Source organism: Lacrimispora xylanolytica, assembly GCF_026723765.1.
Classification (GTDB): domain Bacteria; phylum Bacillota; class Clostridia; order Lachnospirales; family Lachnospiraceae; genus Lacrimispora; species Lacrimispora xylanolytica.
On sequence record NZ_CP113524.1, the window covers coordinates 1,889,407 to 1,908,366 of the forward strand.

At 45.0% G+C, this 18,960-nt stretch carries 22 protein-coding genes; all 22 read left to right on the forward strand.

The genetic code is table 11. The features are described 5' to 3' along the window. The first annotated feature begins 6 nt into the window (after positions 1–6). Positions 7–1,047: a TRAP transporter substrate-binding protein gene (locus OW255_RS08870; protein ID WP_024836270.1), complete on the forward strand. Its 1,041-nt coding sequence runs from the start codon at positions 7–9 to the stop codon at positions 1,045–1,047. A gap of 87 nt (positions 1,048–1,134) precedes the next feature. After that, complete coding sequence (gene pdxR / locus OW255_RS08875; protein WP_024836269.1) at positions 1,135–2,547, forward strand: MocR-like pyridoxine biosynthesis transcription factor PdxR; 1,413 nt, start codon at positions 1,135–1,137, stop codon at positions 2,545–2,547. A gap of 138 nt (positions 2,548–2,685) precedes the next feature. After that, a complete protein-coding gene (locus OW255_RS08880; RefSeq protein WP_024836268.1) occupies positions 2,686–3,159 on the forward strand; it encodes a pyridoxamine 5'-phosphate oxidase family protein in 474 nt (157 codons plus the stop codon). 230 nt (positions 3,160–3,389) lie between these two features. Continuing rightward, positions 3,390–3,638: a PspC domain-containing protein gene (locus OW255_RS08885; protein WP_330371873.1), complete on the forward strand. Its 249-nt coding sequence runs from the start codon at positions 3,390–3,392 to the stop codon at positions 3,636–3,638. Positions 3,639–3,680: 42 nt separating this feature from the next. Beyond that, complete coding sequence (locus tag OW255_RS08890; protein ID WP_024836266.1) at positions 3,681–4,001, forward strand: PadR family transcriptional regulator; 321 nt, start codon at positions 3,681–3,683, stop codon at positions 3,999–4,001. Continuing rightward, the gene (locus OW255_RS08895) at positions 3,998–4,738 is read left to right on the forward strand and encodes a DUF1700 domain-containing protein (protein WP_024836265.1); all 741 of its coding nucleotides are present in this window, start codon (positions 3,998–4,000) and stop codon (positions 4,736–4,738) included. Before OW255_RS08890 ends, OW255_RS08895 begins: the two co-directional genes overlap by 4 nt. After that, positions 4,735–5,670, forward strand: coding sequence for a hypothetical protein (locus OW255_RS08900; RefSeq protein WP_024836264.1), 936 nt, complete (start codon positions 4,735–4,737; stop codon positions 5,668–5,670). The genes OW255_RS08895 and OW255_RS08900 overlap by 4 nt, the downstream gene beginning before the upstream one ends. A 22-nt stretch (positions 5,671–5,692) precedes the next feature. Next, complete coding sequence (locus OW255_RS08905; protein WP_024836263.1) at positions 5,693–5,881, forward strand: PspC domain-containing protein; 189 nt, start codon at positions 5,693–5,695, stop codon at positions 5,879–5,881. 131 nt (positions 5,882–6,012) lie between these two features. Beyond that, positions 6,013–6,234 (forward strand): small, acid-soluble spore protein, alpha/beta type, encoded by a 222-nt coding sequence (locus tag OW255_RS08910; RefSeq protein ID WP_024836262.1) that lies wholly within the window; start codon positions 6,013–6,015, stop codon positions 6,232–6,234. Positions 6,235–6,303: 69 nt separating this feature from the next. Further along, a complete protein-coding gene (gene cbiD / locus OW255_RS08915) occupies positions 6,304–7,482 on the forward strand; it encodes a cobalt-precorrin-5B (C(1))-methyltransferase CbiD (protein WP_024836261.1) in 1,179 nt (392 codons plus the stop codon). Between the two features lie 15 nt (positions 7,483–7,497). Further along, the gene (gene cobI, locus OW255_RS08920; RefSeq protein ID WP_024836260.1) at positions 7,498–8,175 is read left to right on the forward strand and encodes a precorrin-2 C(20)-methyltransferase; all 678 of its coding nucleotides are present in this window, start codon (positions 7,498–7,500) and stop codon (positions 8,173–8,175) included. Between the two features lie 2 nt (positions 8,176–8,177). Beyond that, positions 8,178–8,945 carry a precorrin-4 C(11)-methyltransferase gene (gene cobM, locus OW255_RS08925; protein WP_024836259.1) on the forward strand — a complete coding sequence of 256 codons (768 nt, stop codon included), beginning with the start codon at positions 8,178–8,180 and terminating at the stop codon, positions 8,943–8,945. Continuing rightward, complete coding sequence (locus tag OW255_RS08930; RefSeq protein WP_024836258.1) at positions 8,942–9,979, forward strand: cobalt-precorrin 5A hydrolase; 1,038 nt, start codon at positions 8,942–8,944, stop codon at positions 9,977–9,979. The genes cobM and OW255_RS08930 overlap by 4 nt, the downstream gene beginning before the upstream one ends. Continuing rightward, positions 9,976–10,710, forward strand: a complete 735-nt coding sequence (gene cobJ, locus OW255_RS08935; RefSeq protein WP_024836257.1) for a precorrin-3B C(17)-methyltransferase — start codon at positions 9,976–9,978, stop codon at positions 10,708–10,710. The genes OW255_RS08930 and cobJ overlap by 4 nt, the downstream gene beginning before the upstream one ends. Further along, positions 10,703–12,160: a precorrin-6A reductase gene (gene cobK / locus OW255_RS08940; RefSeq protein WP_035317623.1), complete on the forward strand. Its 1,458-nt coding sequence runs from the start codon at positions 10,703–10,705 to the stop codon at positions 12,158–12,160. The genes cobJ and cobK overlap by 8 nt, the downstream gene beginning before the upstream one ends. Before the next feature lie 3 nt (positions 12,161–12,163). Continuing rightward, positions 12,164–12,736: a precorrin-6Y C5,15-methyltransferase (decarboxylating) subunit CbiT gene (gene cbiT, locus OW255_RS08945; RefSeq protein ID WP_035317621.1), complete on the forward strand. Its 573-nt coding sequence runs from the start codon at positions 12,164–12,166 to the stop codon at positions 12,734–12,736. Next, positions 12,729–14,141, forward strand: coding sequence for a cobyrinate a,c-diamide synthase (locus OW255_RS08950; protein WP_024836256.1), 1,413 nt, complete (start codon positions 12,729–12,731; stop codon positions 14,139–14,141). The genes cbiT and OW255_RS08950 overlap by 8 nt, the downstream gene beginning before the upstream one ends. Before the next feature lie 4 nt (positions 14,142–14,145). Next, positions 14,146–15,225: a nicotinate-nucleotide--dimethylbenzimidazole phosphoribosyltransferase gene (gene cobT, locus OW255_RS08955; RefSeq protein WP_024836255.1), complete on the forward strand. Its 1,080-nt coding sequence runs from the start codon at positions 14,146–14,148 to the stop codon at positions 15,223–15,225. After that, entirely contained in the window at positions 15,222–15,773 is a 552-nt protein-coding gene (locus OW255_RS08960) for a bifunctional adenosylcobinamide kinase/adenosylcobinamide-phosphate guanylyltransferase (RefSeq protein ID WP_326498152.1), read from the forward strand. Before cobT ends, OW255_RS08960 begins: the two co-directional genes overlap by 4 nt. Before the next feature lie 174 nt (positions 15,774–15,947). Next, entirely contained in the window at positions 15,948–16,199 is a 252-nt protein-coding gene (locus tag OW255_RS08965; protein ID WP_024836253.1) for a TM1266 family iron-only hydrogenase system putative regulator, read from the forward strand. Positions 16,200–16,299: 100 nt separating this feature from the next. Continuing rightward, positions 16,300–17,715: a [FeFe] hydrogenase H-cluster radical SAM maturase HydG gene (hydG, locus tag OW255_RS08970; protein ID WP_024836252.1), complete on the forward strand. Its 1,416-nt coding sequence runs from the start codon at positions 16,300–16,302 to the stop codon at positions 17,713–17,715. 31 nt (positions 17,716–17,746) lie between these two features. Then, positions 17,747–18,943, forward strand: a complete 1,197-nt coding sequence (gene hydF / locus OW255_RS08975; protein WP_268116382.1) for a [FeFe] hydrogenase H-cluster maturation GTPase HydF — start codon at positions 17,747–17,749, stop codon at positions 18,941–18,943. Positions 18,944–18,960: the final 17 nt, after the last annotated feature.

Consider the following 18,960-nt stretch of genomic DNA (forward strand, 5'->3'; position numbering starts at 1 on the left):
AAGGAAATGAAAAAAAGAATAGCAAAAGCCAGCATTTATGCGGCAGTATTAACATTGACTGCTTTGGGGACAGTCTTTTTTTGGAATTTAAGGCACAGGGGAGAGCTCCCTGTTTTTCCGGGGCTTAAAACAACGCCACAATATGTATTTACCTATGCGGATAACCAGCCGGATGATTATCCCACCACTCAGGGTGCAAAAAAATTTGCACAGCTGGTCTTTGAAAGAACGGAAGGAAGGATAAAAATCAACGTTTTTTCCGGTGGAGAGATGGGAGACGAGGATCAGATTACCGAGCAGCTTCAATACGGGGGAATTGATTTTGCCAGAGTGTCGGTGATGATGCTTACGGATATCAGGCCAAAGTTCAATGTGCTCCAGCTTCCCTATGTCTACCGGGATGAGGACCACATGTGGAAGGTGCTTGATGGAGAAATTGGGGAGGAATTTAAAAAAGAATTAGACGGCAGCGGAATGGTGGCCCTATCCTGGTTTGATGCAGGAGCCAGAAATTTTTATAATTCGTCCCATCCCATTGAGCGGGTGGAAGATTTAAAGAAAATGCGCATCCGGGTAGCAAAATCAGACATGATGGCGGCCATGGTAGAGGCTCTTGGAGCAAAAGCAGTGCCTATGGCTTATTCCGAGGTTTACGCGGCACTGGAAACGAGCCATATTGACGGTGCGGAAAATAATTGGCCTTCCTATGATACCATGCGCCACTATGAGGTTGCTAAATACGTCACTCTCGATGCTCACAGCAGAATTCCGGAACTTCAGCTGGCTTCCCAGTCTACCTGGGATCGGTTAAGTGAGGAGGATCAGGAAACTATCCGGGCCTGCGGAGAAGAATCCGCCCTTTATGAAAGAGAGCTGTGGAAAATCAGGGAGCAGAATGCCAGGGAGCGTTTAACAAAAGCTGGCTGCGTGGTGACAGAGTTAAAGCCAAATGAGCAGGTTCGTTTCCGGTCTGCCGTCATGAGCGTTTATCAGACGTATTGCAGTGACTATATAGATGTTGTCAACCGGATTGCCCAGGAGAGATAAGGTCAGGTCGCAATTAACAGAAAACGTGGGATACAGTTTGGGTGGAGTGTGTTATAATTCAGGACAAAGCGGTGAGGAGGGAAAAATATGCTCTACATTGATCGTGATAGTAAGACACCCATATATCAGCAGATATATGAACAGTTAAAAAGGGACATCCTGACTGGTAACATACCTGTTAACGCCCGTATCATCTCCACAAGGGCCCTTGCCAGAGAATTGCAGGTTGGCAGAAACTCAGTAGAAAATGCTTATGATCAGCTTAGGCTGGAGGGGTATATTACCAGTAAGCCAGGAGCGGGATACATCGTAAACAAATTAGAGTTTGATCTTATGGAGAAACCGGCCGAAGCGTATCGGCAAAATGAATCCCAATTTAAGCGTCTTTCTCCATTTGACCATAAGATAAAATACAGCTTTCAATATGGGGAGCTTGATGAATCCAGTTTTCCAAAGAAACTCTGGCGGACATATACGGCTCATGTTTTGGATGGACCTCTGTCTAATTCGTGGAACGGAAGTTCCGATGGAAAGGGAGACTTTGGACTGCGCCAACAGATCAAGCAATACCTCTATGTCAGCCGCGGAGTGAAGTGCGAAACAGAGCAGGTCATTCTTTGCAGCGGGACTCAGTCTGCACTGGAAATCGTGGTACGAATTTTCTCAGGCGAGAAAACAATCGCAATGGAAGAACCTTGTTATGAAGGCGCAAGGGCCGTATTTCAATGCAACGGGTTTCAAATACAGCCTGTTCCGGTCGGGGAAGACGGAATTGATTTACTTAGGCTTTCGTCGGAAACGGTGCCAATGGTTTATCTAACCCCCTCCCATCAGTTTCCAAAAGGTGCTGTTATGCCCATCCACAACCGCTTGGAGATATTAAACCATGCACGAAAGCGTGATATGATAATCATAGAAGATGACTATGACAGTGAGTTTCGCTACAAAGGAAGACCCATTCCGTCACTGCAATCCATAGATCAGGCTGGACGTGTGATTTATATTGGCACATTTTCAAAGGCATTGTCACCAGGCCTTCGGATGTCCTACCTGGTTTTGCCTGCCTGGCTGTTAGCTGCTTATGATGAGAAATATAATGGGTATGAATGTACAATTCCTCTGATGGAGCAAAAGATACTTTATCATTTTATGAAAGACGGACATTGGGAAAAGCATCTCCGCCGGGTATGCTCAAGCCAGAAAAGAAAGCATGATGCCTTGATTGCTGCCATTGGAAAGGTCATGGGTGACAGGGTCAATGTTTACGGTCATCATGCCGGACTGCATCTGTTACTGGAATTTAAGAATGGGGAGCAAGAGGATGTTCTTGTGAAAGAGGCTTTGAAGTATGGGGTTTTCGTTAGCCCTGTTTCTCCTTCCTGGCTGGAAAAGAGTAATTATAAAACTCACTGTGTCATTCTTGGATATGGAGGGATAAAAGAGGAAGATATTCTGCCTGCCGTAGAGGGTTTGAACAAAGCATGGTTTGAACATGAATGAACTGTATCCTATAAAAATGTTAAAACTGTCCCTTATCAAGGATACAGTGTTTCGGTATAATGAGCATAATCGATGGAACTTTCTCTTCGTATTATAATAACGTTAAGATCAATAAGCGTCTCACAGGAGGAAAATGATATGCAGTACAGAATGAAGACTCATCCGTTATCAGACGATCGGCTGAATGATTTATTGAACCGGATAGAAACTGGCAGTCTGGCAACCATGAACGAAGATGGCACCCCATATAATACTCCGGTTCACTTTGTTTATATCAATAGTAGTATTTATGTACATGGTTTACCAAAAGGACAAAAGATTGACAATATCATTCGTAATAGTAAAGTGGGATTTACTGCATATGATATGCAGGCGCTTTTGCTCGATGAGAACGGTAAGCCCTGTGATACAAATACAAAATATGAGAGTGCAATTGCAACAGGGAATGCGGCTTTGGTCACGGACATAGAAGAGAAGAGGAAAGTGCTTCAAAACATAGTGGCAAAATATACCCCACAACTGGCCCATATAACTCTTCCTGACAATATGGTAAAGGGAACTGCTGTCATACGTATCATTGTGGAAGAACTCACCGGCAAGTACTATGAATAAAGGATTTATAAAACATTAAATATATAATAGAAGCGAAACATCAGACCAAAACGAATGATCTGATGTTTCGTTTTTTTTTACAGAAATTATCTACAGTTAAAAAGTGATGATAAATGTATAAATAATTGTTGACAAACAATATTATACCTCATATAATATATACTATACAACATATAATATAGGGTAAGGCATAATATTATAGTTATTCATACTAAAAAAGAGAAAGGAAGGTGACAATCGTGGAGCCAAAGCGTTTGTACCGTTCTGTAAAGAATAAAGTGTTATGCGGAGTTTGCGGTGGGATCGGAGAGTACTTTCAGATAGATCCGGTAATGATAAGACTAATATGGATATTTCTAATGATGTTTCAAACATGGCGTAATTTATTCCATTGGTTTACGGGATTATCTCTCGTAGGCGGCAGTCTGATTCTTTATATCATTGCAGCAGCAATTATCCCCAAAGCACCAGAAAATTAATGCAGACGATCGTTTCCTGCATGGAGAGATAGGAGTGGACATATGGTTTTTAACACGGGAGCAGCATTACTGGACGCCATTGTCCTGGCGATAGTGTCAAGAGATCAGGAAGGTACTTATGGATATAAGATCACCCAGGATGTGAGAAATGTAATAGAAATATCGGAATCAACCCTGTACCCTGTTCTACGGAGATTACAGAAGGAAGAATGTCTTGAAGTGTACGATCTGGCTTTTGATGGCAGAAATCGTAGATATTACAAAATTACGGAAAAAGGACGTATTCAGTTAAACCTGTACAAAGGTGAATGGATTGGTTATTCCAGAAAAATATCCCAAATATTTGAGGAGGCACATGTATGAGTAAGGATGAGTTTATGAAAAGTCTGGAATATCTGTTGTCGGATATACCGGATGAAGATAAGGCAGATGCCATCGGATATTACAGGGATTATCTGGAAGAAGCCGGACCGGACAAGGAAGAACAGGTCATTCGTGACTTTGGGAGTCCGGAACGAATCGCCTCCATCATACGTTCTGAAATATCCGGTCACCTTTCAGATGGCGGGGAATTTACAGAAAACGGCTATGAAGATGAACGGTTTAAGGACCCCAACTATCAGATGGCAAAACGGTATGATCTCCCGGATGTGAGAGAGGAAGAAAGCCGTGGAGAACAAAGAACCGAAGAAGTTTATGGCGAAAAAAAGCGTGACCAGTCTAACCGAACGGTAAAGCTTATCCTTTGGGCCATTCTTCTTATTGCAGCCTCTCCCTTAATTCTGGGAATCGGAGGCGGATTTATGGGGCTTTTAGGGGGACTTTTTGGCATTCTGGCGGCAGCGGTCGTAGGGCTTGGGGCAATCACACTTGCCCTCCTTGTAAGCGGCTTTGCAGTTATCATAGCAGGCTTTGTATCAGTAGCAGTTCATCCCCTGGGAGGTTTCCTGGTTTTGGGAATCGGAGTTGCTCTGCTTGGACTAGGGCTTCTTGGCCTTGCAGTGTGTGCAGCATTTTACGGAAAGTTTCTTCCGTACCTTTTTAGAGGGATTGTTAATGCAATCCAGACCTTATTAAATAGAAGGAGGAGCCGTCTATGAACAAATTTATAAAAAGCTGCATCATAGCCGGTGTTGTGTGCGTACTGGCAGGCGGTGGAATTACGGCGGCAGCTGTAGCAATGGGAGGAACCGTGATTGATGCAATTCCGCTGCGTTTAAAGCAGTGGGGGTTCGAGCTGGGACAAATTGCTGAAGAAGATTTTTGGAATAATAGTGATTTTTCTTTTGAAGATGGGGAATTTAACAATGACGACCTTCTTCTTGGAGAGCAAACCATTCATACTACCGGACAGGGAAGTCAGATATATTCGGCTACCGGTATTAAGAATTTAAGAGCAGACATCAAAGCAGGCGGATTACGGATTGTGGAAGATTCACAGGGAGATGAAATCACCATCTTCTGCAACAAGGATGAATCTTTTTACGAGATAGAAGAGAATGAGGGGGAGTTGATTCTTCAAACACATTCAAAAAAAGCAAATTATAAAAACCCTAAGCTGCTTTTTACCATTCATGTACCAAAGGATTACAAGTTTACCAGTGTGGATATCCAAGTAGAACCAGAACGTGTACGTTATGAGAATGAGGATTCAAGCGTTTATCTTGTGGCAGATGGCCTTATAGCTGATGAATGTAACCTGGATATAAAGGCAGGAACAGCAAAGATAAGGAAAGGTAACATTGACACATTAAACATTTATTCAGAAGCGGGAGCTGTGAATTATTCAGGCAGTGTATTAAACCAAATCTCTTTAAATTGTGAGGCCAGTGCTGTGAAGTTTCAGCTGGAAGGCAAAAAAGAAGATTTCAGCTATGATGTCAGTGCCAGTCTGGGAGCTGTGAAACTTGAAAATAAAAGTTTATTTGCTTTTGATAAGACCATAACACAAAATCCTGATGCACTAAAATCCATAATCTTAAACTGTGAAGTGAGTGCGGTTCAAATAACATTTAAAAATCAGGAATCATAAGTCGTAGGAAGGAGAAATACAAATGGGAGACAATCAAAAAAGGTTATACCGCTCTGAAACGGATAAAATGCTTTGTGGTGTATGCGGAGGAATTGGTGAATATTTTGAAATTGATCCGACGATCGTGCGCCTTTTATGGGTACTGTTAACTTGTTCAGGACCTGGAATCATTGCTTATATCATTGCGGCAGTTATCATTCCAAGAAGATAAGGACAGAAATAAGTTTTTTAGACAGGAGCTGTGAATCCCATCATAGCCCCTGTTTTTTTGTATGGCACTACGTTTAAACCTTTCTTTAGCGGGTATACTCTCACTAGATTTAAGAAAGGAGATGGAAAAAAGTGTCAAAAGTAAAAAATAATGAACCATTTGATCCTCACAATTTAAAACCGGAAGAAGTACTTAAGTTTGAAATAGCCACCGAACTCGGGCTTGGCGATAAAGTAATAAGAGGCGGATGGCGCAGCCTGACTGCTAAAGAGAGCGGCCGAATCGGCGGATTGATTACGAAACGAAAAAGAGAATTAAAAAGAGAAGCTTTGGAAAAAGAAGAGGAAGCATAGGAAAAAGCTAGGAATTCCCTTGCGCCATAAGCAAAAATCTTTTATAATGTACATCAAAGAGGATAAAAAATGGAAAAATACCAACTAAGAAGCGGATTTACCACTGGCACATGTGCCGCTGTTGCGGCAAAGGCAGCAGCAGCCATGTTGCTTACGGGAAATCCTTTACAACATATGAAGCTTGTGACACCAAAGGGGACGGAAGCCGATCTGCCCCTTTTTCGCGTTGTCCTAAATGATCAGGAAGCAGCCTGTGGAGTACAAAAGGATGCAGGAGATGATCCGGATGTGACCCATCAGGCATTTGTTTTTGCAAGTGTGGGTCATTTTTATGGGGATGAAAAGGAAGCTCTTAAGACCTGTTACCGATACGATTTAGAGAATGGAAGCCCCCTGTTTCTGACCGCAGGGGAAGGAATCGGCTGGGTGACGAAGCCAGGTCTGTCCTGTCCCATTGGCTTACCTGCCGTTAATCCCGTTCCCAGAGCCATGATTTTTCAGGGAGTGGAAGAGGCCAGAAGAGAAGCCGGATTTGAGGGACCTCTTATAATAACCATTTCCATGCCGGAAGGAAAAAAGTTGGCAGAGAAGACCTTTAATTCAAAGCTTGGTATCGTGGGAGGGCTGTCTATCCTGGGAACCACGGGAATCGTTAACCCCATGAGTGAAGAAGCACTCACTGCCACCATACGCCTGGAGCTTCATATGAAGGCTGTGGCAGGGGAAAGAAAGGTCATACTCACTCCTGGGAATTATGGAGAAGCATTCATTAAGGAAGCTTTATGCCTTTCCATGTCAGAAGGAGTCACCTGCAGTAATTTTATTGGGGAAGCTTTTACCATGGCAAGAGAGGACCGCTTTAAAGAGATTTTGTTCGTTGGCCACATCGGAAAGCTGATAAAGGTAGCAGGAGGGGTATACAACACCCACTCCAAGCATGGAGACCGGCGCATGGAAATCCTATGGGATTGTGTTAGCAGCGTAATTCCGGATTCTCAAAGGCTTGAGAAAGAGATATTAAGTGCCAATACCATGGAAGAGGCTTCTAAGATTCTAAAGGAATATAATATTCTTGAGCCGGTAATGAAAGAAGTCGTACATAGAATACAAGCTCATGTGTCTCGCTGGAGCGGAGGGATCCATGTGGAAGTCGTAACCTTTTCCACCACATACGGAATCCTCGGTATGAGTGAGGGCGCACAGGAGATGATAAGTCATTTTGCAACACGAGAAGAGGACAGGGAATAGACAGGAGGATAAAACATGGCAGGGATCATGTATGGAATTGGAGTCGGACCAGGGGATCCTGAGCTGATGACGATAAAAGCAGTAAAAAGAATCAGAGAATTAAAGGTAATTGCAATCCCCCATAAGGATAGGGAAAAGTGCACTTCCTATGAGATTGCCAGACAGGCGGTGCCTGAAATTACAGAGAAGGAATGTCTTTGCCTTCATATGCCTATGACAAAGGATGAGGAGGCGCTGAAAAGAAGTCATGACGAGGCCGCAGAGGCTGTGATGGAGCGGCTTAAGCAGGGAGAGGACGTGGGCTTTCTCACTCTTGGAGATGTGAGCATCTATTCTACCTTTGCCTATCTGGCAGAGCGTGTCATAAGCGAAGGCTATGAGATACAGCTGGTCAGCGGAATTCCTTCTTTTTGTGCAGCGTCAGCAAGACTGAATCTACCCCTGGTGACTGGGTCAGAGGAACTTCATATCATACCGGCTTCCTATCAGATTTCCCATGCCTTAAAACTGCCTGGGGTAAAGGTATTGATGAAAGCAGGCAGGCAGATGAGCGCAGTGAAGGAAGAAATAAAAAACAGCGGCTTGACCGCAGTCATGGTGGAAAATTGCGGTATGGAAGAGGAACGGATTTATCTAAACCTGGATGAAATACCGGAAACGGCTGGTTACTATTCATTGCTGATTGTGAGGTAAATATGGTACATATTGTTGGAGCAGGTCCGGGAGCACCGGATCTTATTACAGTAAGAGGGAAAGAACTCCTTTCCAAAGCGGATATAATTATTTATGCAGGTTCACTCGTAAATCCCCTTCTTTTAGATTACAGAAAAGAAACGTGTCAGGTCTATGACAGTGCCAGGATGACTCTGGAAGAGGTGATCTCTGTGATAGAAAAGGGAGAAGCCGAAGGAAAGATGATGGTAAGGCTTCATACAGGAGACCCCAGTCTTTACGGAGCCATCAGAGAACAGATGGACGAGCTTGATGTCAGAGGGATTTCTTATGAGATCTGTCCTGGTGTCAGCTCTTTTTGCGGTGCTGCAGCAGCTCTACAGATGGAATATACCCTTCCTCAAATAAGCCAAAGTGTAGTGATTACCCGTATGGCAGGCAGGACACCGGTGCCAGAAAGGGAATCCATCGCTTCCTTTGCTTCTCACGGTGCCACTATGGTCATATTTTTAAGCACAGGAATGCTTACGGCTTTATCAGAAGAGCTGATCAAAGGGGGATATGCTCCTGAAACACCGGCTGCCATCGTTTATAAAGCTACCTGGGAGGATGAAAAGACCGTTGTTTGTACGGTTGCCACTCTGGAAGAGAATGCCAGAAGGTGGGGCATTAAAAAAACGGCTCTCATTATAGTAGGAGATGCAGTGGCTCAGACAGGCTATGAGCGGTCTAAGCTTTACGATCCTGAATTCACCACAGAGTACCGGAAAGGAACCGGTGAAAATTCATGAAAATTTCCCTTGTCTGCTTTACCAGGGCTGGAGCCGGATTGTGTGTAAGGCTTATGGAGGGATTGTCAAAATCCGGAGATGTCTGCGAAGGATTTGGACCAGAGGGAAGCCCTCTTTTGCCAATGAATGCGCCTTTAAAGGATTGGACAGGGGATCAGTTTGAGCGGAAAGAGGGAATTGTCTTTATCGGGGCAACAGGAATTGCAGTCCGTGCCATCGCTCCATATTTAAAAGGGAAAGATAAAGATCCTGCTGTGGTGGTGTTAGACGACTTAGGCCGCTTCTCGATCTCGCTGCTATCCGGTCACTTAGGAGGCGCCAACGAGCTGGCGGCCCGGGCAGCCAGTATTTCAGGAGGACAGGCAGTGATTACGACAGCAACGGACAATCATGGCAGATTTGCGGTGGATCTGTTTGCAAAAGAACATGGTCTTTTTATCTCCCGACTGGATGGGATTAAGGATATATCATCTTCTCTGCTAAATGGACATGATGTTGGATTTTTCAGTGATTTCCCCATAGAAGGAAAGCTCCCAAAAGGACTTTGCAAAGACGGGCCATTCTCTCCGTCAGTCTATATCAGTATAAAGGATCGCCTTGAGGGAGAATGGAAAGATTCTCTGCTCCTGGTTCCTAAGATAGCAGTACTTGGAATCGGATGCAGAAAAGGAGTTTCTTTTAATGCCATAAAATCTGCTGTGGATCAGGTGCTTTTTGATTGGAATATAAAGAAAGAAAGTCTGGCTGTATGTGCCAGCATTGATATAAAGAAAGAAGAACCGGGAATCTGCCAATTGGCAGCCTTTTATGGAATTCCGTTTGTTACGTACCCGGCGGAAGTTCTATCAAAGGCAAAAGGAGAGTTTTCTTCCTCATCTTTTGTAAAACAGATAACTGGTGTTGATAATGTATGCGAACGGGCAGCCATAACCTGCGTAGAAGAAATGGGTGGAGGTAAGCTTCTGATTAAGAAACAGCCCCACCATGGTGTAACAGTGGCATTGGCAGTCCGGGATTGGAAGGTAGAGATATGAAAAAAACAGGTAAGCTTTATGTTGTGGGAATCGGCCCAGGTTCCTATGAGGACATGACAGTCAGGGCGATCAATATATTAAAGGAATGTGAACTCATTGTTGGGTATACTGTATACATAGATCTCATTCGAGATCATTTCCCGGATAAGGAAACTCTTACAACTCCAATGCGTCAGGAGAAAGAACGGTGTCAGATGGCTCTTGATGAAGCAAAAAAAGGGAAGACAGTTGCCATGGTATGCAGTGGAGATTCCGGCGTATATGGAATGAGCGGATTAATTCTGGAGCTTTCAGATGGAAGCGTTGATGTTGAGATGGTTCCTGGTGTAACGGCCGCATTAAGTGGAGGAGCCCTTCTTGGAGCCCCTCTTGGACATGATTTTGCAGTCATCAGTTTAAGCGATCTGCTTACCCCCATGGAACTGATTGAAGACAGATTAAGAATGTCTGCAAAAGCGGATATGGTAATCTGCTTGTACAATCCTTCCAGCAAGAAGCGGTCAGATTATTTAAAGAAGGCCTGTGAAATTGTGATGGAGTACCGGGATCCTAAAACTGTCTGCGGAATCGCAAGAAATATAGGAAGAAGCGAGGAAGAGAAGAGTGTCTTAAGTCTGGAAGAATTAAGGGATACCCAGGTAGATATGTTTACCACCGTGTACATAGGAAATTCCATGACAAAAGAAATAGATGGAAACATGGTAACGCCGAGAGGATACCGGCATGTGTAGGATTCTGATTTTCGGAGGAACAACGGAAGGACGTCTTCTTTCTGAGTACTGCCACCAGCAAAAAAAGAAAGTTTGGGTCAGCGTTGCCACTGGTTACGGCAAAATGGTCCTTCCGGAAAGTCCCTATCTTTTCGTTCATGAAACCCCAATGAATGAAGAGGAGATGGAAGGGTTTATCAGACGCAACAAGATTACCCTTGTGTTCGATGCGACCCACCCCTATGCAGCAGTGGTGAGTAAAAACATTGCCTCCTCCTGTGAAAAAACTGGGACTAGAAGAATTCGTGTGATACGGGAATCCTTAACCAGCGTGGAGGATTTAGGAGCAGGGGATCATGTTGTCTGGGTCGATTCTGTAGAAGAGGCAGTTAAGTATCTGGAGGAAGAGACTGGAAATATTCTTGTTACCACAGGCAGCAAGGAGCTTGTCCGCTTTACTCGCTTAGACTCCTTTGAGGAGCGCGTCTACGCCAGGGTACTTCCTACGGTTGGTGTTATTTCTGCCTGTGAGGAAATCGGCATAAAAGGAAAGCGCTTAATCGGGATGCAGGGTCCGTTTTCGCAGGAACTGAACGAAGCCATGATCCGGCAGTATGATATTCGCTATCTGGTGACCAAGGAGGCAGGATCTGCCGGAGGTTTTCAGGAAAAAATAAATGCAACAGAAGCCTGTCAGATAAAAGCTGTGGTTGTGGGCCGTCCCGTTGTCGAATCGGGTATGACCTTAACAGAAGCAAAAGAGTTTCTTTCTGAGTATGAAGCAGAAGAAGAGGAAGAGGATGATAAAAAATCACCTTCTGAGGCATTTGGAATCAGAAACGTATCCCTCATTGGAATCGGCATGGGCGGACCGGAACAGATGACCGGACAGGCTGTCAAAGCATTAAAAGAGAGTCAGGTGGTATTTGGAGCAGAAAGAATGCTTAAAAGCATAGGAGATTTGATTCCAGGCGTAAATCTGATTCCATGGTATTTAAGCCATGACATTCTCCCCTGGCTGAATGAACATAAGGAATACAAGAAGATAGCCATTCTTTATTCTGGAGATACCGGATTTTACAGCGGTGCAAAAAAGATGATAGAAGCATTTCAGACTGAAACAAAGGAAAACCAGTATGAAATAGAGGTTCTACCCGGTATTTCTTCGGTATCTTACCTGTGTGCCAGGTTAAGCACCGGATGGGAGGATGCCAGACTCATAAGCCTTCATGGAAGAGACGGAGATGTGGCCCGGGAGCTTTTAAAATTCCATAAGGTATTTGCACTTTTAGACGGAACCAATACCGTAAACCAGGTATGTGGCCGGCTTATAGAAGAAGGGTTTGGACATGTTTCTCTCTCTGTTGGTGAGAGGCTTTCCTATCCGGATGAGCGAATTACTACTGGTACGCCGGAAACCTTGAAAGATGGTTCTTTTGATGTGCTGTCAGCAATATGGATTGAGAGGTAGGATATGAGAGATGAAGTCTTTATCAGAGGAGCTGTGCCCATGACCAAAAGTGAGGTCAGGGCTGTTTCTCTTTCTAAACTGGAGCTAAGACAGGATTCCATTCTATATGATGTAGGTGCAGGCACCGGCTCCGTTTCCATAGAAGCGGCTTTCGCTCTTTCTAAAGGACGGGTCTACGCCATAGAAAAAAAGCCAGAAGCCATTGAACTGATTCAGGCAAATAAGGAAAAATTTTCTGCGGAAAACGTAACTGTAATCGAAGGCATAGCGCCTCATGCTCTTTCTGATTTAGAGGCACCTACCCATGTGTTTATTGGTGGCACCTCCGGGGCCATGGGAGAGGTTTTAGATACCGTCCTTAAGAAAAATCCAAAGGCAAGGATCGTTATAAATGTGCTTGCCCTGGAATCCATAGCAGAAGTACTTGACTGGCTAAAAGCTCATTGTGTAGAAGCGGAAATGGTACAGGTACAGGTTTCCAAAGGGAAAACGGCAGGCAGCTATCATATGATGATGGGACAAAATCCGGTGTATGTGATTTCCTTCGGGGGAGAAGGAGGTGTGCCGGTTGCGTGATTCTTTTCATAGACTCCTTCTTGGTGCTCCTAAAAGTGGCAGCGGAAAGACCATGATTACCTGTGGGCTGTTAACCGCATTTCAATTACGAGACATTTCCTGCCGCTCCTTTAAATGCGGCCCCGACTTCATTGACCCCATGTTCCATAAACATGTGCTGGGCATAGAAGGCGGAAATTTAGATACATATTTTCTGGAAAAAGAAAGAGTAAGGGACCAGTTCATGGCAAGGGCATTAGGTGCGGATGTGTCTGTCATAGAAGGGGTTATGGGGTATTACGATGGAGTGGGAGGCAATACCACCCAGGCAAGCTCCTACGAAGTAGCCTGCGCCATAGATGCCCCTGTAGTCCTGATTATAGATTGCAAGGGTGCCAGCCTTTCTCTGGCGGCTGTGGCAAAGGGGTTCCTGGAGTATAAGGCTGACAGCCATATTGCCGGTGTTATCCTAAATCGTACCTCAAAGGCCATGGCAGAACGACTGAAACCAGAGATAGAGGCACTGGGAGTAAAGGTTTACGGATATCTGCCGGAATGCGAGGAAGGGAGACTAGACAGCCGTCATCTTGGCCTGGTTCTGCCGGGTGAGATCGGGGGGCTGAAAGAAAAGCTGAAACAATTGGCTGAGACTATGGAAGCTACCATAGATATTCAAGGGCTGTTAGAGCTGGCAAGGAGTGCAAGTCCTCTTTTAACGTCTGATTCTTTTGTTGAAGAGAATGTACCTATAGGTGAAGAACAAGAACAGGTGTCCATCGGAATTGCAATGGATGATGCTTTTTGCTTTTATTACCAGGAAAATCTGGAACTTTTAAAATCCATGGGAGCAAGGCTGGTTCCATTTAGTCCGTGTAAGGACCATAAGCTGCCGGAAGGAATCTTAGGGATTCTCCTTGGGGGCGGTTATCCTGAGCTATATGCAAAAGAATTGTCTGAGAACACCTCCATGCTTTCAGACGTGAACCAAGCGTTTCATTCCTCCCTGCCCATATTGGCTGAATGCGGTGGTTTTATGTATCTTCATGAAGAGCTTACCACTGATGAGGGTACTTATCCCATGGCTGGGGTAATTAAAGGGAAGGTATTTCCCACCAAACGGCTGGGACGATTCGGTTATATTGAGGTCCATCCCAAGGAAGACCTTTCATTTCTGAAAAAAGGAGAATCCATACGAGGCCACGAATTTCACTATTGGGACAGCGAAAATAATGGTGACCATATGGAAGCGGTAAAGCCGGGACAAAACAGAAGCTGGGACTGTGTTCATGGGAAGAATCATCTGATGGCAGGCTTTCCTCATTTTTATTATCCTTCTAACCCATCCTTGCCCCGCCGCTTTTTGGAAGCCTGTAGAAACTATAAGTCACAAGAATGCAGTGAAATGCCTGTGACGGGAAAGGGCTGATGATATGACAGAGGAATTAAAGGAATCTTTACTTAAAATCGCTCCACTGGATGAAGAAGCCATGGAGATGTCCAAAATTCGATGGAGCCGGGTTGCAAAACCGCTCTACAGCCTTGGGGCCCTGGAAGAGGACATCATTAAAATAGCAGGAATCAGCCAAAATCCCAGAGTCCATATGGATAAAAAAGCACTGATCATTATGTGTGGGGATAATGGAATTGTGGAAGAAGGGGTTACACAGACTGGGCAGGAAGTAACTGCGGTTGTAACTGAAAATATGACCCATGGGAACAGCAGCGTCTGTATTATGGCAGAGCGGGCAGAAGTGGACGTATTTCCTGTCGATATAGGTGTTTCCAGAGATTTAGAATCCGGGGACCGTTACCCCCTCATACGTAAAAAACTGGCTTATGGAACGAAAAACTTCTGCAAGGAGCCTGCAATGACAAGGCAGGAGACCATAAAAGCAATTGAAACCGGTATGGAACTTGTAAAAGTTCTGGCAGAGAGAGGCTACCGTCTGATTGCCACGGGAGAGATGGGAATTGGAAACACCACCACCAGCAGTGCGGTAACCTCCATGCTGTTAAGTATGGAGCCTGGCCTATTGACAGGCAGAGGTGCGGGGTTAAGCGATGAGGGACTGGACCGGAAGCGTAGGGTCATTGAGGAAGCCGTAAGAACCTACGGGCCTTCCTGCAAGGACGGGATCGATGTTCTTTCCAAGGTAGGTGGGTTTGATCTGGCTGGCCTTACGGGAGTTTTTCTGGGAGGTGCCATTTACCGGATCCCCATTCTTTTGGATGGATTTATTTCAGGAGCAGCCGCTCTGGCTGCGGAAAAGATCCATCCTGGCTGCCGTGATTTTATGCTAGCGTCCCATGTTTCGGCAGAACCAGCAGGAAAGCTGCTCCTTGATGAGCTTAAGCTGACTCCTCTCATTCAGGCAGGTCTTTGCCTTGGAGAAGGAAGCGGAGCCGTGGCTGCCATTCCCCTCCTTACTATGGCGGCTGATATTTATGAGAAGATGAGCTCCTTTGAAGATATAAAGATTGAAGAGTATAAGCCTTTGGGAGGTAAATGATGATAACCCTGATCATCGGAGGAAGCGGAAGCGGAAAATCAGAATATGCAGAAAACATGATTACCAGCCGGTCCAAGGGAAGGTGTATCTATATCGCTACCATGAAGCCCTGGGATGAGGAATGTGAAAAGCGGATTCAGAGGCACCGACTCATGAGGGCTGAAAAAGGATTCGAGACGGTGGAATGCTACCGGGATTTAAAAGAAGTCCATTTCTCACAACAGGAGGCGGTTTTGGAGGTCCTTCTGGAATGCATGTCAAATCTGGTATCCAACGAGCTTTTTGGCCTTTTGGAACAGGGGGAAGTCTTACTGACGCCCCATGAGGCAGTGACGGAAATTTTAGAAGGCATCAGCCGTATCCACCTTCAGACAGGTAATCTTACCATAGTGACCAATGAAGTCTTTTCCGACGGAGACAGCTATAGCATTCAGACCAATGAATACCGGGAGGCCCTGGCAAGAATCAATCAGGAGATTGCCCGTATTTCAGATCGCGTGATAGAAGTGACAGCAGGAATCCCGATAATCGTAAAAGGAATTAATTGAAAAAAATCCTCAAGTATGATATTATCTTAACATAGCAGTATCCTGACACCAAAAACGTTGTTTGAGGTAGAAGGTTCGGCATTTGGGGAATGTTATGTTTGCCGCACCTTTTTGGTGCGGTTTTTTGCATGTTAAAAGAACCGTATCAGGTGTGATGAAGATGGAGGAACAGACATGGAAACTAGAATTGCTGTTATCGGAATCGTGGTGGAGGAAGAGGAGTCTGTAGAGCTGCTTAATGATATCCTTCATGACTACCGCAATATTATCATTGGGCGCATGGGAATCCCATATCCTCAAAAAGGAGTCTGCATCATAAGCATAGCGGTTGACGGACCGCAGACCGCCATTTCTGCGCTGACGGGAAAGATCGGGAAGCTGAAAGGAATCAGCTCCAAGACAGCTTACCAGGGAGTAAGCGGTTGATAAAAAGCCGGAAATAATTTCAAAAGACCAAGGTCTTATGAAGTAATATACCACTGACGGAGAAGCAAAAAGCTGACCCTAAAGAAAGGAAGTAACATTTATGTATGATCCTAAATCGCTGAAGGCGGAAGAATTCATTTCACACGAAGAAATTCTTGAAACACTTGATTATGCGGAAAGAAACAAAGACAATGTAGAGCTGATCGACCAGATTATTGAAAAGGCACGCAGCTTAAAGGGACTGACACACCGGGAGGCTTCTGTGCTTCTGGCCTGTGATATCCCGGAGAAGATTAAAGAGCTTTATGATCTGGCGGAGCAGATTAAAAAAGACTTTTACGGAAACCGTATCGTTATGTTCGCTCCATTGTATCTGTCCAATTACTGTGTAAACGGCTGTACTTATTGTCCTTACCATTTAAAGAACAAACACATAGCAAGAAAGAAACTGACTCAGGAAGAGGTAAGGAAAGAAGTGATTGCACTTCAGGATATGGGGCACAAGCGCCTTGCTATAGAGGCCGGCGAGGACCCGGTAAACAATCCCATCGAGTATATATTAGAATGTATTGATACCATTTACTCCATCAAGCATAAGAACGGCGAGATACGAAGGGTCAATGTCAATATAGCGGCAACCACAGTGGAGAATTACCGTAAGCTAAAGGATGCAGGAATCGGAACCTACATTCTTTTTCAGGAAACATATCATAAAGAGAGCTACGAAGAGCTTCACCCAACAGGTCCAAAGCATGATTATGCCTACCATACCGAGGCCATGGACCGTGCCATGGATGGGGGGATTGATGATGTGGGCTTAGGCGTGCTTTTTGGTCTGGAACGTTATAAATATGAATTTGCAGGTCTTTTGATGCATGCGGAGCATTTAGAGGCAGCAAAAGGGGTAGGTCCTCATACCATCAGTGTTCCCCGTATTAAGGCTGCGGATGATATTGACCCGTCAGCATTTGCCAATGGAATTGATGATGAGATATTTGCCAAATTATGTGCTCTGATCCGGGTTTCTGTGCCTTATACAGGAATGATCATTTCTACCAGAGAAAGTCAGGCGGTAAGGGAAAAAGTGCTTCGTCTTGGCGTGTCTCAGGTGAGCGGTGGTTCCAGAACAAGCGTCGGCGGATATCAGGAAGAGGAACGTCCTACAGATACCGAGCAGTTTGATGTATCGGATCAGCGTTCCCTTGATGAGGTGGTTCGCTGGCTCATGGATATGGGATATATTCCTTCCTTTTGTACTGCCTGCTACCGGGAGGGAAGGACCGGAGACCGTTTTATGAAGCTGTTAAAGAGCGGCCAGATTCATAATTGCTGCCAGCCCAATGCACTTATGACTTTAAAGGAATATTTAATGGATTACGCCTCAGAAGAGACCCATCAAGTGGGACAGGCGCTGATTGAAGCCGAATTAGACCGTATTCCCAAAGAAAAGGTACGGCTGATTTGTGAAGATCATTTAAAGAAGATAGAAGAAGGCATCAGGGATTTCCGTTTCTAGTAGTAGCACATACGAATAATGAGGTGAAAGCATGGGACTTAACGAGACACCGTCATCTGAACGGGTACACATCGGCTTTTTCGGCCGCCGCAATGCAGGCAAATCCAGCGTAGTCAATGCAGTGACAGGACAGGAACTGTCCGTAGTATCTGATGTAAAAGGCACCACCACCGATCCTGTTTACAAGTCCATGGAGCTTCTTCCCATGGGTCCGGTAGTCATCATAGATACCCCAGGTTTTGATGATGAGGGAGCCTTGGGGGAAATGAGAGTCAGAAAGACAAAGCAGATACTTAACCGGGCAGACTGTGCTGTTTTAGTGGTTGACGGCACCCTTGGTAAGACTGAGATGGATGAAGAACTCATCGGCCTGTTTCAAGAAAAAAAAATACCTTATGTAGTCGCTTATAATAAATGTGACCAGACAGGCAGTCAGGAGTATTCAGACGGTTTGGCTGTCAGTGCAACCGAAGGGCTGTTTATCCATGAATTAAAGGAGAGAATCGGAGCCCTTGTAAATACCGGGGATGCCAAGATGAAGATTGTCGGAGATTTATTAAAGCCTCTGGATCTGATTGTTCTCGTAATCCCAATTGACACGGCAGCACCCAAAGGACGTCTCATACTGCCGCAGCAGCAGACCATAAGGGATATTCTGGAAGCAGGGGCCGTAGCCATTTCCGTTCGTGACACGGAACTTAAGGATACTCTTCATCGGCTAGGGACAAAGCCTGCTCTTGTGATTACCGACAGCCAGGCGTTTGAACAGGTAAATAAGGATACGCCGGAAGATATTTTACTTATCTCTTTTTCCATTCTCATGGCCAGATACAAGGGCTTTCTGGCTGATGCGGTGAAAGGCGTTTCCGTAATTCCAGAGTTAAAGGATGGGGATAAGGTTCTTATTTCTGAAGGCTGTACCCACCACCGGCAGTGCGATGACATCGGCACGGTAAAGCTGCCCCGCTGGCTGAAGGAGTCTACGGGAAAGGAGCTTGTAATAGAAACCACATCCGGCAGAGAATTCCCCGATGATATTTCTTCCTACCGCCTGATTATCCACTGCGGAGGCTGTATGCTGAATGAAAGAGAGATGGAGTACCGCAGAAAATGCGCGGCAGATGCCGGTGTGGCATTTACCAATTATGGAACAGCCATTGCATTTATGAAAGGGATTTTAAAGAGAAGTCTCATGGTACTTCCGGATTTGGAACATTTGATACCATAATAGAATCACAGTATAAA